Source organism: Pyxidicoccus fallax (assembly GCF_012933655.1).
In the GTDB taxonomy this organism is placed as follows: Bacteria; Myxococcota; Myxococcia; order Myxococcales; family Myxococcaceae; genus Myxococcus; species Myxococcus fallax.
In genome coordinates, this window is record NZ_JABBJJ010000295.1 from 1 (window position 1) to 15696 (window position 15696).

The 15696-nt window shown below is 69.0% G+C and carries 14 protein-coding genes; 6 read left to right on the plus strand and 8 right to left on the minus strand.

The genetic code is table 11. The features are described 5' to 3' along the window. A partial coding sequence (locus HG543_RS40535; protein ID WP_169350291.1) for an ABC transporter permease occupies positions 1-2297 on the minus strand: 2297 nt, incomplete at its 3' end. A gap of 247 nt (positions 2298-2544) precedes the next feature. On the opposite strand from HG543_RS40535, the gene HG543_RS40540 reads away from it, so the two are divergent. After that, complete coding sequence (locus HG543_RS40540) at positions 2545-3456, plus strand: flagellar motor protein MotB (RefSeq protein ID WP_343073563.1); 912 nt, start codon at positions 2545-2547, stop codon at positions 3454-3456. A gap of 27 nt (positions 3457-3483) precedes the next feature. Here HG543_RS40540 and HG543_RS40545 read toward each other — a convergent pair whose 3' ends face one another. From HG543_RS40545 to HG543_RS40555, 3 genes are all read right to left on the minus strand, one after another. Beyond that, positions 3484-5385 carry an OPT family oligopeptide transporter gene (locus tag HG543_RS40545; protein ID WP_169350292.1) on the minus strand — a complete coding sequence of 634 codons (1902 nt, stop codon included), beginning with the start codon at positions 5383-5385 and terminating at the stop codon, positions 3484-3486. Positions 5386-5497: 112 nt separating this feature from the next. Then, complete coding sequence (locus HG543_RS40550) at positions 5498-5983, minus strand: FKBP-type peptidyl-prolyl cis-trans isomerase (protein WP_169350293.1); 486 nt, start codon at positions 5981-5983, stop codon at positions 5498-5500. 71 nt (positions 5984-6054) lie between these two features. Next, on the minus strand, positions 6055-7392 hold the full coding sequence (locus HG543_RS40555; protein WP_169350294.1) for a dicarboxylate/amino acid:cation symporter: 1338 nt from the start codon (positions 7390-7392) through the stop codon (positions 6055-6057). Positions 7393-7497: 105 nt separating this feature from the next. Here HG543_RS40555 and HG543_RS40560 point away from each other — a divergent pair, with 105 nt between their 5' ends. Continuing rightward, a complete protein-coding gene (locus tag HG543_RS40560; protein WP_169350295.1) occupies positions 7498-8136 on the plus strand; it encodes a hypothetical protein in 639 nt (212 codons plus the stop codon). A gap of 44 nt (positions 8137-8180) precedes the next feature. Here HG543_RS40560 and HG543_RS40565 read toward each other — a convergent pair whose 3' ends face one another. Beyond that, positions 8181-8957 carry a DNA-methyltransferase gene (locus HG543_RS40565; RefSeq protein ID WP_169350296.1) on the minus strand — a complete coding sequence of 259 codons (777 nt, stop codon included), beginning with the start codon at positions 8955-8957 and terminating at the stop codon, positions 8181-8183. Between the two features lie 37 nt (positions 8958-8994). Continuing rightward, complete coding sequence (locus HG543_RS40570) at positions 8995-9234, minus strand: hypothetical protein (RefSeq protein WP_169350297.1); 240 nt, start codon at positions 9232-9234, stop codon at positions 8995-8997. A gap of 278 nt (positions 9235-9512) precedes the next feature. Here HG543_RS40570 and HG543_RS40575 point away from each other — a divergent pair, with 278 nt between their 5' ends. The 4 genes from HG543_RS40575 (at position 9513) to HG543_RS40590 (ending at position 12768) form a co-directional block, all read left to right on the plus strand. Next, positions 9513-10124 (plus strand): hypothetical protein, encoded by a 612-nt coding sequence (locus tag HG543_RS40575; protein WP_169350298.1) that lies wholly within the window; start codon positions 9513-9515, stop codon positions 10122-10124. Further along, on the plus strand, positions 10124-11038 hold the full coding sequence (locus HG543_RS40580) for a type VI immunity family protein (protein WP_246357644.1): 915 nt from the start codon (positions 10124-10126) through the stop codon (positions 11036-11038). The genes HG543_RS40575 and HG543_RS40580 overlap by 1 nt, the downstream gene beginning before the upstream one ends. Positions 11039-11242: 204 nt before the next feature. Beyond that, complete coding sequence (locus HG543_RS40585) at positions 11243-11857, plus strand: hypothetical protein (RefSeq protein ID WP_169350299.1); 615 nt, start codon at positions 11243-11245, stop codon at positions 11855-11857. After that, entirely contained in the window at positions 11854-12768 is a 915-nt protein-coding gene (locus tag HG543_RS40590; protein WP_246357645.1) for a type VI immunity family protein, read from the plus strand. Before HG543_RS40585 ends, HG543_RS40590 begins: the two co-directional genes overlap by 4 nt. A 12-nt stretch (positions 12769-12780) precedes the next feature. On the opposite strand, the gene HG543_RS40595 is transcribed toward HG543_RS40590, so the two are convergent. Together HG543_RS40595 and HG543_RS40600 are read right to left on the minus strand one after the other, a co-directional pair. Continuing rightward, positions 12781-13683, minus strand: a complete 903-nt coding sequence (locus HG543_RS40595) for a DUF2381 family protein (RefSeq protein ID WP_169350300.1) — start codon at positions 13681-13683, stop codon at positions 12781-12783. 56 nt (positions 13684-13739) lie between these two features. Continuing rightward, a partial coding sequence (locus tag HG543_RS40600; protein WP_169350301.1) for a serine/threonine protein kinase occupies positions 13740-15696 on the minus strand: 1957 nt, incomplete at its 5' end.

A 15696-nucleotide genomic window follows, 5' to 3' on the forward strand; every position in this document is an offset into this window, starting at 1 on the left:
CCCGCCACACCCAGCGCCACGCCCAGGCCCACCGAGCCCAGCCCCTGGCGCAGCACCAGCCGCACCACCTCGCCGCGCGGCGCCCCCAGCGCGAGCCGCACGCCCATCTCCCGCGTGCGCTGGCTCACCAGGTAGGACAGCACGCCGTAGATGCCCACCGCCGCCAGCACCAGCGCGAGCGCCGCCATCAGTCCCAGCAGCACCATGTTGAAGCGCTCCGAGCCCAGCGAGCGCTCCACGTGCTGCTCCAGCCTCAGCGTCTCCGACACCGGCTGCTGCGCGTCCACCGCCCACAGCTCGCGCTGCACGGAGTTCACCAGCGACGCGTGGGGGCTGGCCGAGCGCACCAGGAGGTTCTGCGGGAGGATGCGCACCAGCATCGCGTTCATCGCCGGAGCCACCTGTCCCAGGGCGGTGTAGAGCACCACGGGCGTGTCCTCGGCGAGCCCGTTCTCCCGCACGTCCTTCACCACGCCCACCACCGTGCGCGGCACCTTGTCGCCGATGCTGGGCACCGAGAAGCCCACGCGCAGGCGCTGGCCGACGGGGTCCTCGCCCGGCCAGTACTTGCGCGCCGCCGCCTCGTTGATGACCACCACCGGCTCGGAGCCCGCCACGTCCGCCTCCGAGAGCAGCCGGCCGCGCACCAGGGAGATGCCCAGCGCCTGGAAGTACCCCGGCGTCACCGGGCGGAACTGGCCGCCGCCCACGCCGGGCCCGTCCGGGCGGCCCTCGTACCTGCCTTCAATCGCGAACTCCATGCTGGGGCCGATGCCCATGGGCAGCGCGGACGAGAAGCCCGCCGCCTCCACGCCGGGCAGCGCCGCCACGCGCTCCACCACCTGCCGCGCGAAGCGCTCCTGGGCCACCGGGTCGCCGTAGCGCGCCTCCGGCAGTGACATGCGCAGCACGTGGACATTGCGCGAGTCGAAGCCCGGGGCGGTGTTGCTGAGGGCCGCGAAGCCGCGGATGAGCAGCGCCGCGCCCACCAGCAGCACCACCGCCAGCGCCACCTGCCCCACCACCAAGAGCCGCCGCGTGCGCCCGCCCGCGCGGCCCGCCGTGGCCCGCTGCGCGCCCTCCCGCAGCGCCTCCTGCAGGTCGGGCCGTGACGCCTGCCACGCCGGCAGCAGCCCGAACAGCAGCCCCGTCAGCAGCGAGGCGCCCAGGGTGAAGGCCAGCACCGCGCCGTTGACCTCCACGTCCGCGCCGCTCAACCCGATATGGGTCCCCGGCAGCCCTTCTGGCGCCAGGGCCAGCAGCGCCGGCAGCACGGCCGTGGCCAGCGCCAGCCCCAGCCCGCCGCCCGCCAGCGACAGCAGGAGGCTCTCCGTGAGCAGCTGCCGCACCAGCCGCCCCGGCGCCGCGCCCAGGGCCGCGCGCACCACCAGCTCCCGCTGCCGCGCCGCCGCCCGCGCCAGCTGCAGGTTGGCCAGGTTGACGCACGCGATGAGCAGCACCAGCGCCACCGCCCCCAGCAGCACCCAGAGCGCCAGCCGCAAGTCCCCCGCGAGGAAGGTGCGCAGGTCCTTCACCCGGAAGGACTCCATGTCCGCCACGAGCAGCGGCTTCTCCTCGTGCATGCGGCGGCTCAGCGTCGCCAGGCCCGCCTCCGCCGCCTCGGCGTCCACGCCCGGCTTCAGGCGCCCGATGATGGAGAGGAAGTTGGCGTTGTCGTCATTGGCGAGGTCGAGCTGCAGGGGCGTCCACAGCTGCGCGCCCTCCGGGTAGCGGAAGCCCGCGGGCGCCACGCCCACCACCGTGTGGGGCGTGTCGTTCAGCGTGAGGGACTGGCCGATGACGTCCGGGGCCCCGCCGAAGCGCCGCTGCCACAGGCCGTGACTGATGACCACCACGCGCGCGGCGCCCGCCACGTCCTCCTCCGGCAGGAAGCCCCGGCCCAGCTGCGGCCGCACGCCGAACGTCTCGAAGAACGAGCCCGTCACGCGCATGCCGGACAGCCGCTCCGGAAGCCCGTCCCCCACCAGGTTGAAGCCGCTGGGAATGGGCTCGTGCGCCGTCACGTGCGACAGCGCGGGCGCCTGCGTCGCCAGCCACGCGTAGTGGGCGATGGCATGCGAGGAGCTCTTCCCGTCCGGGGCCTCGCGGAGCACCTGCACCAGCTGCTCCGGCTCCGGGTACGGCAGCGGGCGCAGCAACACCCCGTGCACCACGCTGAAGATGGCCGTGTTCGCCCCGATGGCCAGGGCGAGTGTCAGCACCGACACCAGCGTGAAACCACGGCTCTTGAGCAACAACCGGATGGCGAAGCGGAGGTCATCGGCCAGCACGGACATGGAGCACCCCTTGCGGTGTCGTTCCCTACGGCGCGCCCTCCGCCCGATTGCGTCCCTCCCCACGGAATGGGACTTCACCGTAAGCCGGGAAGTGCCCGAATCGCTTTCACGTCAAGGCTTTCACCGGCCTGCGCGCCGATACTTTCCCAGCGTGGGAGAAATCGCGTGGTGCTTGCACTCGTATTGACGCCGTGCGACTGCTGTCCCCTTTTTGGGGCCGTTTCTGCAATTCATTGAAGGAGTCGTCGTGCTGCGTCCTTCGCGCGCCCTGCTGTCCGCCCTTTCCTCGCTGGCCCTGCTCCTCGGCCCCACCACGGCCCTGGCGCAGGAGTCCCGCCTGCCCCACTTCAACCTCCAGCGCCTGAAGCTGGACCCAGCGGCGCTCGGCTCGCTGATGGTGGGCACCGGCCGCACGCTGCCCCAGGGCATGCTGCGCGTGGCGGTGCAGGGCCACTACGAGTCGCTGCCCTTCATCTTCCAGACGCGCTGGGAGCCGGGCGGCGGCACCGGCCTGGTGGAGAACCGCTTCACCATGGACGTGACGGCCGCCTACGGCGTGCTGTCGTGGCTCCAGGTGTCCGCGGAGCTGCCCTTCATCGTCCAGCAGGGTGGTGAGCCGCACCTGGGCGTTGCCCCGCCCGCCGGCCAGGGCATGGGGACGCCGTGGGTGGGCCTGCGCACGGCGCTCCTTCGCCAGGACTTCGGCTTCCAGGTGGCGGCGGACGTCACCGCGGCGCTGCCGGTGGGCAACGAGGAGCTGCTGGCGCGCGACGAGTACGCCGTCCATCCCCGCCTGCAGCTGGGCTTCCTCGCCGAGGGCTGGCAGGTGGGTGGCGAGGCCGGCGTGCTGCTGCGCAGGAAGCAGGACCTGAGCGGCCTCTCGGGGGACTCGAAGGACATCATCGGCAACGAGCTGCGGCTGGCGGGCACGGTGACGTCCCGCGCCGGAGACTCGACGCGCGGCGAGGTGAGCGTGCTGGCCGGGGTGCCGCTGGAGGGCGGCCGCTGGGGCGCGGAGCTGCTGCTGGCCATCCGCAAGCACGCCCTGTCCTGGCTGGACCTCTACGTCATGGGCGGCCCGGGCGTGGGCGCGAGCCTGGACACGCCCACCTTCCGCTTCATGGCCGGCGCCTCGTTCTCCACCTCCAAGGTGGACTGAAGCGAGGCGCCCGCCTCCTTCCGTCGGCTACTTGGGCATCACCCCGAAGGCCTTCGCCATCGCGATGCCGATGCCCAGCAGGCTCTCCCCGGCGATGAAGCCGGAGGCCACCGGCAGCACCGCGGCCTCCGCCAGCTTCGGCTTCTTGCGGCGCATCACCTCGGCGATGGCCGCGCCGATGAAGAAGGCGATGGAGCTGGAGCCGGGGATGACGATGGCCAGGCCGAAGCCCGCGGCGGACGGCACGTAGGCCTTCGCCTTCGCCGGGGCCCACTTCTCCAGCAGCACCAGCATGATGCCGAGCGACGCGCCGCACAGCGCGCCCAGGCGGGCGGAGGGGTGCAGCGCCGACACGCCCGTGGCCAGCAGCTTGGACACGCCGGCCCACACCATGGACGCGGGCGCGGGGAACTCCTCCGTGCCCAGCATGTCCGCGCTGGGCACCAGCAGGTTGAACGCGGGCACCACCACCGCCGCGCCCGCCACCACGCCGAACAGCTGCGCGACGAACTGCTGGCGCGGGTTGGCCCCCAGGAGCCACCCGGACTTCAGGTCCGTCAAGAGGTCCGCCGAGTGCAGTCCCACGCCGCCGGTGGCGTTGGCGCTCATCACGTTGGCGGGGATGTTGCCCGGCGCCAGGCCTCCGAAGATGAGCTGCGTGACGGGGCCCAGCGCCTTGGTGGGCGTGGTGTCCGTCTCACCCGTGACGCGGCTGGCGATGACGCCCATGACGACAGCCAGCGGCATGGCCAGCACGCCCGCCCACCACGGAATCTGGAAGAGGTAGGCCATCAGGAAGATGGCGATGGGCCCCAGCACCGCGAAGCCCAGGGGGAACCAGGCCGGCGGGCACTCGATGCCGGCCAGCGGGTCCTGCGCCTCCTGCTCCTTGCTCTTGCCGCCGAAGAGGCCGGACAGCGCCTTGAAGGAGCGCGCCACGCTGCGCCACTGGAAGGCGAAGGACAGCAGGCCCGACGACACCAGCAGCGCCGAGCCCGTCCACACCGCCCAGCTGTTGATGGCCTTGTACGTCACCTCGGGGATGACGCCCTGGCCCACCATGGCCGGCGCGAGGAAGCCGTACGTCAGCACCGCGCCCAGCAGCATGGACCAGCCCGTCTTGAAGCTCACCAGCGCGCCGGCGCCCACCAGGAGCAGGCTGAAGTCGAAGGACAGCGACCACGCGGAGGCCTTCTTCCCCAGGAGCGTGAAGGGCAGGCTCGCCTTCTCCGGGATGTTGGTGAGCCAGCTGAAGCGCGCGTCGCGCACGAGCACCAGCAGCGCGCCGATGAGCCCCGCCCCGCCCAGCAGGCGCGACTTCTGGCGGGCCACGTCGCCGTGGCCATGCAGCGCGCGGATGGTCTCCGCGGTGGCGGTGCCCGTGGGGAACGGCAGCGCCTCGATGTTGATGAGCTGGCGCTTGATGGGGATGGCGGCGAAGACGCCCAGCGCGGAGATGACGGCGAACCACACCATCAGCCAGCCCGACGACGGCAGCGTGCCGGTGAGCATCAGCAGCGCCGGCACCGCCGCCATGTTGCCGCCGCCCGTCATGTAGCCGGCGGCCGACGCCACCGAGCCCATGGCGTTGTTCTCCAGGTCGGTGAAGTCCTTCTTCAGCACCCGCAGCGAGCGCAGCGTGCCGAAGACGGCGAACGCGAGGATGCACGCGGTAATCGTGACGCCCAGGCTCCAACCCGTCTTGAGGATGACGTACAGGTTGGACAGACACATCACCGCGCCGATGAGCATGCCGGAGATGACGGCGCGCGGGGTGAGCTGGCGGACGCCGCCCTGGTAGACGTGCTCGAGCCAGTAGCGCTCCGGGTCCTTCGCCGCGGACGCGCCGGGGTCGCCGGGCGGCAGGTCCGGCGGGTGGAGGCGCAGCTCACTCGGCGAGGGGGTCTGTGACGGGGAGGAGTGACTCATTGGGGCGGCAAAGATAGTGCACAGCCCCCGGCCCCGCGAAATGCTCGTTCCACCCGGCGGGTGGAGGGTGCTGTCCCCCACCCCCGGAGTGGCCGCGCTGCGTCAGCGCGTGTCAGCCGTGGTGGTGGCCGCCGGGCCCATGGACGTGGCCATGGGTGAGTTCCTCGTTCGTCGCGGCGCGCACCTCGCGCACGGTGACGTCGAAGTGCAGCGTCTTGCCGGCCAGCGGGTGGTTGAGGTCCACGACGACGGCGTCCCCCTGCACTTCCTGGATGCGCAGGGGGATGTCGCCCTGCTCCGTGCGGGCCATCAGCGTCTGACCGGGCTCCGGATTGAAGCCGGGCGGCAGCATGGAGCGCGGCACGGTGCGCACGCCCTCGGGGTCGTGCTCGCCGTAGCCCTGCCCCGGCGCCACCACCACCTGCTTGCTCTCTCCGGTGGACATGCCCTCGATGGCGCCCTCCAGGCCCGGGACGATTTGACGGTGCCCGTGCAGGTAGGCGAGCGGCTGGCCGGGCGCGCTCTGGTCGATGACCTCTCCATCACCCAGGTGCAGCCGGTACTCCAGCGAGACGACGGAATCCTTGCCAACCCTCATGGGGGCTCCTTGGACGGGTGTTGCGATGGGACTGCCACTGCGAGAAAGGATGCGCCGCGAAATGCCCGCTGTCAGGAAGCGGTGGAGTCCACCGCCTCCTCTCCTGCCGGGCGGACGTCCGGCTCCCCGCGCGCCACGTACACCGCGGCGGCCAGGTCTCCGGAGACGTTGAGGGTGGTGCGGCACATGTCGAGGAACCGGTCCACGCCGAGGATGAGGCCCAGGCCCTCCACCGGAATCTTGAACATGCCCAGAATCATCGCGATGACGGGGATGGAGCCCGCGGGCACACCGGCGGTGCCGATGCCCGCCAGGATGCAGATGAACATGATGAGCGCCTGGTCGGGGATGCTGAGCGGCACGCCGTAGACCTGGGCGAGGAAGAGCACGGTGACGCCCTCGAAGAGGGCCGTGCCGTTCTGGTTCATCGCCGAGCCGGCGGTGAGCACGAAGCGGGACACGTTGCGCGGCAGCTTCAGGTTCTCCTCGGCCACCTTGAGCGCGGTGGGCAGCGTGGCGCTGGAGGACGCGGTGGAGAAGGCCGTGGCCATGACGAGGCGGATGTCGCGGAAGAACTGGATGGGATTGCGGCCGCCCAGGAAGCGCACGGACAGCGAGTAGACGACGAACATGTGGAAGCCGAGCGCCAGCAGCACCGTGCCCACGTACGCGGCGAGCTGCGAGAGGATGCCCAGGCCCAAACGGGCCGTCATGGCGTACAGCAGCGCGGCCACGCCGAAGGGCGCCAGCCGCAGCACGCCGTCGATGAGCTTCATGATGACGTCGTAGAGACCCTGGATGGTGTCCCGCAGGCGCTTGACGGGCTCGCCCGGGGTGAGCGCCACGCCCATGCCGAAGATGAGCGAGAAGACGATGAGCCCGATGAAGTCCCCGTCGGCGGCGGCCTTGAGGGGGTTGGTGGGCACCATGGAGACGAGCACGGAGCCGAAGGACGTGTCCCCCGGCGGCGGGGCCGGCTTTACCTGGACGCCGCCCCGGGCCAGGGCGCGCGCCTCGTCGCTGAGGCCGGCGCCGGGCTGCAGGAGGTTGACGAGCAGCAGGCCGATGAGGACGGAGATGGTGGAGAAGACGACGGTGTAGCCGAGCGTGCGCAGGCCCAGCCGTCCCACCTGCTTCAGGTCCAGCTCCGCCACGCCCATGACGAGGGCGGAGAAGAGCATGGGCACCACGAGCATGAGGAGCAGGCGGATGAAAATCTGCCCCAGGGGGGCGGCGACGTTGTCCGCGGTCCACGACAGCCATGGCGCATGCTGGGCGACGAGCTCGGCGGTGAGGGGCACGCCCTCGCCGGCCGCGCGCCGGGCAATGGCCCCGGCGATGGCATTGGCGGAGAGGCCCGCCACCGCGCCGGCGGTAATGCCGATGAGCATCTTCTGGTGCGCCTTCATCCAGGTGTCTCCGCGCCCTCCTGTCCGGAGGGGAATGGGCGGGGCAGCCTAGCGGCAAAGGAAGGTGGCGCCCACCCTCACGGTGGGACAATGCTCGGTGCCCGATTGGAAACGCTCGTCCAGCTCACCGAAGCCGCCGTGCCCGCCCCCCTCTTCCGACGCCTGCTGCGGTGCGTGGGGGCCGTGGGGACGGAGCGCCTGCGTCAGACGTACCAGACGACCTTCTGGTACGACTTCGGCCCGCCCACCAACGTGGTGGAGGAAGTGATTCTCACGCTGCGCCCGGACGTGGTGGGCCGGCGGCGCATCGCGGGCGTGGAGTGGTGGCTGTCGCGCATGGACCCGACGGACGTGCGCGTGGACTTCCACCAGGACCGGGACGAGAAGCTCGCGCTGCGCACGGGGGAATTGGTGCACCCGCGAATCTCCTCGGTGCTGTTCCTCAACCGGGTGCGCGGCGGGGCGCTCGTGGTGACGCGGGAGCTGCCCAATCCGGACAACCCCTCGCTGGCGCCGTCGCGGCTGGACACGGCGGACCTGGTGGCGCCGCGGCCCAACCGGCTGGTGCGCTTCGACGGGACGCTGACGCACGGCGTGCTGGACGCGGAGAATCGGATTCCGGACGGACGGCTGCCGGGCCGCGCGAGGCAGCGGCGCACGCTGGTCATGAACTGGTGGGGGCACCGGCCCACGGACATCCCCCGGTGGTCGGAGACGCGCCTCTACCGTGCGCTGGGGGGCTGAGCCTCGTTGGTGACCACACCCGCCAGCCCCACCGACGGCGCGTGTCAGGTCCCCTGGGCCTTCAGCTCCGCCGCCGTCTCGCGGAGGCGGCGGGTGACGCGCTCGGCCCACTCGGGCTCGATTTCGAGGCAGGCCGGGCGGCGGCCGAGCCGCAGCGCGGCGGAGGGCATGGAGCCGCTGCCGGCGAACGGGTCCAGCACGGTGTCACCGGGGCGGCTGTACGTGCGCACGAGCGGCTCGAGGACCGAGAAGGGCTTGTGGTGCGGGTGCCCGCCCCAGCGGCCCGCCTCGCCCTCATCGTCATAGCCGCCGACGACGGCCCAGACGGTGGGCAAATCCCCGGGGGCGAGCGGCGGCGCGGGGGTGCGGGCGATGACGAGGGCGACCTCGTAGACGCGCAGGGTCTGCTCGTTGGCGTTCTTGTCGGTGGTGCGCTTGCCCCAGACGTACTCGCCGCGCAGGTGCGGGTAGCCCAGGCCGCGAGCGGCGGCGAGGATGGGCTCCTTGCCGAGCAGGTTGGTCCAGATGACGAGGGGCGCGTCCGGGGTGAGGTGCGCGACGGCGCGGGACATCCAGGCCTCGGAGAAGGCGCGGTAGTCGCGGACGGTCTCGAAGCGGACGATGGGGTTCTGGTCGATCTTCTTGTGCGCGCGGGGGTCTCTGAGGTCCCCCCCTTTGCGGCGCCGGGTGAGGAGGCAGTACGGCGGGTCCGTGTGGAGCAGGGCCGCGCGGGTGTCGCCGAGGGCGGCGCGGTAGCCATCCGGCTCGCGCGAGTCGGCGTTGATGCAGCGGAGGGATTCGGGCGAGGGAAGAGAGGTCATCGTCCGGGACGGCACCCTACACGGCGGGGCGCGGGGCTCAAGTCGCGGGTGCGGGGGGCTCGCGGGTGACGGAGCGGATGTCGCCGACCGGCACCCGGGCGTGCGAGCGGAAGACGGCGAAGTCGTCGCCCTGCTCGGTGACGACGTCGACGACCTGGTCGATGAAGGTGTCGCCCGCGCGGAGCTCCACGGCGACGGGACGGCGACGGAGGACAGCCTCCTCGAGCACGTCGATGAAGTCGCAGCGGCCCACGTCGTCCTGGCACATCCGGGTCATGGCTTGCCTGCCTCCTCGTGCCCGCGCTGGGTGCGGGTGGGGGGAATGTAATGACGGGCGGGTGACGGGGCTCGACTAGCGTACGAGGAGGCTCGTGGGAGGGACCGATGCGCCTGTGCGGGTATGCAGTGGTGCTGGTGTTGACCGTGGGGTGTGGGGCGGGGAGCCCGGCCCGGCGTGGAGCTGGGGAAAGCTATGCGCAGTCACTGGACTCCCCGTCGGCGACGTGCCAGCGGAATCCGGCCTACTGCGCCGCCCTGACCGGGAAGGAGACCGTCGTGGCAGTGCGCGCGGTCCAGGTGGCGGCCGCGGGCAAGGCGTGGGCGGAGCTGGAGGAATTGGAGAAGAAGCAAATTGACGACATCCTCAGGAAGTGTGCGCAGTGGGCCGATGCCCAGGTGAACCAAAAAGAGTTTGGAGGAAGAGCCCCGACCGAGGATGAGTGCAGCCAGGTGGTGGGGGGAACAACAGAGAATCCCATCAAGCGCCGCATGAGGCTGGGAAGCGCGAAGCATGCACTGGCCACCCAATGCGCCGAGGTGAACCTGGGCAATTTCCTCCCGGGAAGATTCAGCCTGGAACAGCGCTACCGCATCCACCCCGAAACACGACAGTTGGAGCGCATCCAGCACGAGTCGGAGTTGGAGATGTTGCGCAAAGGCGGCAAAGAACTCGTGGGGTCGGTGGTGCCCGACGTCGTCATCCATACAGGCAATGCGCTTCAGCCCCAACGGGTCTACGACTTCAAGTTTCCTTGCCCTGAAAGCAACCCGGGCTCATGGAGAGATTATCGTTCTGGGAACCCCCATAACATCAAGAATCAAGGGGAAGCCTACCAAAAAGTCTTTGATGCACCTTCGCTACTTGTGACACCCAAAGGCGTATTCTGATGAGCGAGCGATATCCGGATGTGCGGGTCCAATTCGATGGCAACGACGTGGCCATTCCCAATGGACTCATTCTTAGATTCTTCATGCACCGCTCCCATCAGGAGATTGCTCCCGCCGTGGCGCGTGCGCTGGACGTGTACACGCAGGCCATTCGACCAGGGACTTTGGCTTGGTACCCGGATTCAGAAGGCGATTGGCAGAGACTCGATGCAATTGCCTGGGAACGCACGCGGCGCGGGATGCTCGAAAGCCCGTCCTTCTTCGTCACCCTGATTGACCGACCAGACGCTGCCGTGAAGTTCCAGTTTGATTACGGCGGGATATCACTAGAAGTTCCCGGCTTGCTCGACGACCCCAGGCGGACATGTATCGCAACGTTCTCGCTCCCCGTCGAGTTCCTGGAGCAACGAGGCCCCGGGCACGTGCGTGAACTTGCCCTGCAGTTGGCCACGTGCCTCCCCTTCCATTCGGGCTACGCGAGTCTCTGTTTCGATATGTTCTGCCCACTCGCGGACGTTGCCCGACAGCTCTACAAGCTCTGCTTCCGATACCCGGGAATGGACATGCTTGACTACAGGGTCTCCTGGGATATCGGCACGCGGGTCCCTGGCGCGTACTGGCTCACCTTTCTGAGCAATCCGGTCCTGGGCGAACTGGGGGGCGTGGACGGCCTGCGCGCGCGACTGACGTCACCGGGCACGACGGTCCAGGCACTGGATGGCGAGCGAGCGGTGGTCACACTGGGCCAATGGCCAGAGGCAGGTGACTTGGAGGCAGGCAAGGACCTGCCCGCCTACCGCGCGCTGGCCCGTGTCCTGGAGCCCTGGCTCTACCACTGCGACCCGCAGGCCTTCGTGCACTACGACTTTTCGTCGGCGGACAGGCTCCGCTGGGAGCGCCGCTTCCTCGACTGACGCGCCTCAAGAGTTCATCCGCAGGAGGAACTGATGCGGTTGTGCCGGTATGCCGTGGTGCTGCTGTTGACCGTGGGGTGTGGGGCGGGGAGCCCGGCCCGGCGTGGGGCTGGAGGAAGCTATGCGCAGTCGCTGGACTCCCCGTCGGCGACGTGCCAGCGGAATCCGGCCTACTGCGCCGCCCTGACCGGGAAGGAGACCGCCGTGACGGTGCGCGCGGTCCAGGTGGCGGCCGCAGGCAAGGCGTGGGCGGAGTTGGAGGAGTCGGAGCGGTTGGGCATCGAAGCGATTCTGGTCGAGTGCGCCAGATGGGCGGATGCGGAGGTGAACCAGAGGGAGTTCGGAGGCAGAGGCCCCACGAAGGCGGAGTGCGCCGAGCAGGTCGCGGGCACAGCGGAGACCCCCGTCACCCGAGGCATGAGACTGGGCAGCGCGAAGCACGCGCGTGCAATGCAGTGCGTAGAGGAGAAACTGGGCGCGGCCTACCCTGGACGCTTCAGCCAAAACCAGCGCTATCGCCTTCACCCCGAGACACGACAACTGGAGCGCATCACACACGAGAAAGAGTTGGAGATGTTACGCAAGGGAGGCGGCGACCTCTTGGGCTCGGTGGTGCCTGATGTCATCATCCATACGGGCAACCCACTCCAGGTTCAGTGGGTTTACGACTTCAAGTTTCCCTGCCCCGAGGACAACCCCACCTCATGGAGGCGCTATCCGCATGGAAATCCTCTCAAGGCACTTCACCAGGGCGACGCATATCACAAGGTTTTCGGACTTCAACCCAGCCGCGTCACTCCTCAGGGAGCGCTTCAATGAACGAGCACTATCCGCGGATTCGAATCACGTCCGACAGGGATTACGTCCTCATCCGAGAAGGCCTCACCATCCGCTTTTACATGCACCGCTCCCATCGGGGCCTTGGTCCGGCTGTCATCCGTGCGCTGGATGTCTTCATCCGCGCGCTGGGGCCTGAGGTCCTGACGCTCCATCCAGACATGGAGGGGGACTGGCACACGCTCGACGACAAGGCCCGGGAGCGCATTCGAAGGGACCTGCTCGAAGGCGAGTACGCGTATGCCGCGATGGCGAGCGCGTCCAATGGAGTCCCGGAGTTCCTGTTCGAATACACGGGCGTATCGCTGGAAACCGCGAATCCGTTCGACGAGCCGGGGCGTTCGTGTGTAGCAACCTTTCAGCTCTCTACGGAGTATCTGGAGCAGCATGGGCCTGGACAGGTGCGTGAACTGGCGCTGGAGTTGGCGTCACACCTGCCCTTCAACTCCGGCTACGCAAGCCTGTCGTTCAATGCCATCATGGACTTGGTGGGAGTCAGACGACGCATCCGGCACATCTGTTTCCGCTATCCAGGGATGGAGATAGTGGAGGACTCCGCGTATCACAACATGGGTACGCGGATTCCCGGGGCGCACTGGCTGACATTCCTGGGCCCTCCGGTGCTGGGAGAACTGGGCGGCGTACAAGGTCTCCGTTCCAGGCTGTCCTCACCAGACACCCACGTCCAGCCATTGAAGGGAGACCGCGCGGTCGTCACGCTCGGACAATGGCCGGAAGCAGGCGACCTGGAAGCGGGAAAGAACCTTCCCGCCTACCGCGAGCTGGCTCGAATCCTGGAGCCATGGCTCTACCACTCCAACCCGGACTCATTCATTGATCCGGACTTCCCACCGGCGGACAAGCTCCGCTGGGAGCGCCGATTCCTCGACTGACACCCTCCCCGCTCAGGGCACTTCGATGCCCTGGATGACCACGGGCCTGCGGCCCCCCGCGTCCGACAGCTTGAGCGTGTAGCGTCCCTTCCGGAGCGCATTCGGGTCATCCAGTGGAACCACGACGTCAGCCTGCTGGTCGAAGCGAACGGGCATCTGCTGTACCGGAGGCCGGACCTTCACGCTGAGCCCCTGCTCATCCAGGAGCTCGGCTTCAGCAGCCGTCCAGTCCTCCCCCGGCTGTCTCAGCACCAGCTTGAGCTTCAATCCCGTCCAGGACTGCGCCATGTGGATGATTCGCAGCCCCTTGGGCTGGAGCTGAAACCCGCTGCCTGGATCCTGATAGGACACGTTCGTGTCGGCGAATCCATCTGTCCCACGCAGGGAAGCCACTACGGCTCCGATACCATCCGAAGCACGGGTCGCTCGCAGCTCCTCGACCTCACGTTGGAGCCGTGACAGCACCACCTTCAGCTCCGCCACCTCCTGGCGATAGGACTCCGCCGTGCGTGGATGGCGATAGACCTCGACCTGGCGTTCGACCCTGTCGGCATCCACCACCAGCATGACGGCGGCACGCTCCGGAACGGCGCCGCCGTGGAACCGAACCTCCAGCCGCAGCCGTTCCTCCTCGCGGAAGGTCGCCGAAGGAACGAGCGCCAGGTGGTCCTCCGAAATCCCCACTCGCTGGAAGCGCTCACGCCCATCCAGAACCACGTGCTCGGGTTCAATCCGCGCGTCGAAGAAGACCACCGTCGCGAGCCCTGGAGCGATATGGATTTCTGGCAGCGGAGCGCCCCCATCCGCCCCCAGCTCGATGCGACGAACACCTGGTGTTTCGAAGTCGGCGGCCCCAGCCGCACCGGACAGCAACAGTCCCCAGGCCAGCACGAGGAAGAAGGACCAGCGAGACACGAGAGGGGACCTCGATGAATGAGGGCATCAACGACATACGGGGCTCGTGATGCTTGTTACCTCTTGATGTACCTTATGACCCTTCCGTAATACACCGTCGTATTCAGATCGACCCGGGAGTTCATCATGGGCTTCTCTGGCGTACTCCCCGGGAGATACTCCGCACCCGGCTCTCCGTACGTCCCCTCGTCATCCATGAGCTGCGCACAGAAGGGATGCCTGTCGCCATTCGGCATCACCAACTCCGTCACCCAGGCATAGACCTTGTCCTTTCCTCGGAAGATCTGACCGACAAACCGGGTTCCCTTCGGGAGGCGCCCTTTTTCCAGGCCCTGCGTCGCATAGAAGGTGACAGGACTTCCATCCGGAGGCACGGGGACCGGGCCCTCGCGGTTGGGCGGAAGCATCGTGACTTCGCCGCGATTCCCGAAGTTGTGATTCGTTTCGTCGATGGGGAGTTCTCTCATGAACTTCAGCGCATCCTCCGGACACGGCTTCTCGGGAGACGCGGTGCGAACCTGGGGCCCTCCGGCACACGCAGCCGTCATGCAGGTCGCGACCGCCGCCGCCTTCAGGGCGCTGCTCGCCTGACGCTTCGGCGGCGGAGTCGCGGCCACGCCCCCATCAGGCGCCCCCGTCACCAGCGCTGACGCCTGAAGGCCCGCGTCAGAAGCAACCCCCGCGTCGGGGACAGGTGGCACGACCGCGAGGGGTGATGCATCGGGAGAACTCGGAGAACGGCTCGTCACAGCGGGACTTCCTTTCTCGGCGGGGGGAGGAGGAATGGACGCCGTCGTCCCCTCCGGCGACGGCGCAAGACGGCTCAGCCCGAAGGCCGCGAAGCCCAAAACCATGAGCACGCCCACCCCGAGCCCCACGACGGCTCCGCGGCTCCTTCGCCTCTCGGGCATCGAAGCAGTCACGGAGGCCTCCTCGTCACCTCCCCTGGGCAACACCAATGCCGATGACCCGGCTCCGCGCTCCTGGAGCGGCGCGGAGGCGAAGGTCTCCAGCGCAGTCGACGGCTCCGCGGCGACTTCGGGTTCCCTGGCCCCATCGGAGCCCGCTCCAGGCTCCGGCGGCTTCAGCGTGTCCAGCGGCGCTCGCACCAACTCCGGCACCATGCGCACGCGCGGCGTGTCCTCGCTCTCGCCCGGCGCCTCCGCCTCGGGAGGCCGGTCCAGCGACACCTTCCATGCGGACTGGCGCTTCTCCTTGGCCACGTCCCAGAGCGCCTGCAGCAGCGCCTCCGTGTTCGGGTAGCGGTCCTCCGGGCGCTTCGCCAGGAGCCGCATGGCGATGTCACTCAGGGCCCGCGGAACCTTCGGATTCACCACGTGCGGCGCTCGCGGCGTCACTGTCTCGATTGCCGGCAGCAGCCGGTCATACGGGAGCTTCGGGTCGAACGCGTACCCATCCGTGAGCGCCTCGTACAGCAGCGCGCCCAGCGCGTAGAGGTCCCCCGGGACGCCCGCGTCGAAGTGCGCGCCCTGCTGCCACGTGCCCTCGCGCAGGAAGGCCACGCACTCGGGAGGCAGCAGGTGGGGCGAGGCCGGCGCCACGCCCACCGTCAGCGTCGTCGCTCCTGGCATGCGCACCGTGCCCAGGTCGATGACGAAGGGCCGCTCGTCCTCGCGGCGGATGAGCAGGTTGTCGCCCTTGAGGTCGCGGTGGTGCATCCCTCGCCGGTGCAGGTCCGCCACCACGCGCACCACCTCCGTGAACACCGAGAGCAGGTGCGCCGCCGTGGGCTTCACCCGCCAGCGCCACTCGTGGAACGTCTCGCCGTCGATGTAGTCGGTGACGAAGTAGAGGTAGCCGTCCGGAGGAGCGGGCCACCGGTCCACCGCGTGGAGCCTCGGAAGGTGGGGATGCGGCGCGCAGGCCAGCAGCGCGGCCACCTCGTGCGCCAGCCGCCCGTTGACGTCCTCTTCCTCCGCCGCGTGCGGCCCCGCCGGACGGAGCGCCATCTTCAGCGAGTAGAACCGCCCTCCCCGCTCCACCTTGAAGACC

What these genes read in the sequence shown, in the direction of transcription:
- HG543_RS40570 (WP_169350297.1), bottom strand. Translation starts at nt 9,234, where the DNA reads ATGACCCGGATGTGCCAGGACGACGTGGGCCGCTGCGACTTCATCGAC.
- HG543_RS40580 (WP_246357644.1), top strand. Translation starts at nt 10,124, where the DNA reads ATGAGCGAGCGATATCCGGATGTGCGGGTCCAATTCGATGGCAACGAC.
- HG543_RS40565 (WP_169350296.1), bottom strand. Translation starts at nt 8,957, where the DNA reads ATGACCTCTCTTCCCTCGCCCGAATCCCTCCGCTGCATCAACGCCGAC.
- HG543_RS40555 (WP_169350294.1), bottom strand. Translation starts at nt 7,392, where the DNA reads ATGAAGGCGCACCAGAAGATGCTCATCGGCATTACCGCCGGCGCGGTG.
- HG543_RS40590 (WP_246357645.1), top strand. Translation starts at nt 11,854, where the DNA reads ATGAACGAGCACTATCCGCGGATTCGAATCACGTCCGACAGGGATTAC.
- HG543_RS40550 (WP_169350293.1), bottom strand. Translation starts at nt 5,983, where the DNA reads ATGAGGGTTGGCAAGGATTCCGTCGTCTCGCTGGAGTACCGGCTGCAC.
- HG543_RS40545 (WP_169350292.1), bottom strand. Translation starts at nt 5,385, where the DNA reads ATGAGTCACTCCTCCCCGTCACAGACCCCCTCGCCGAGTGAGCTGCGC.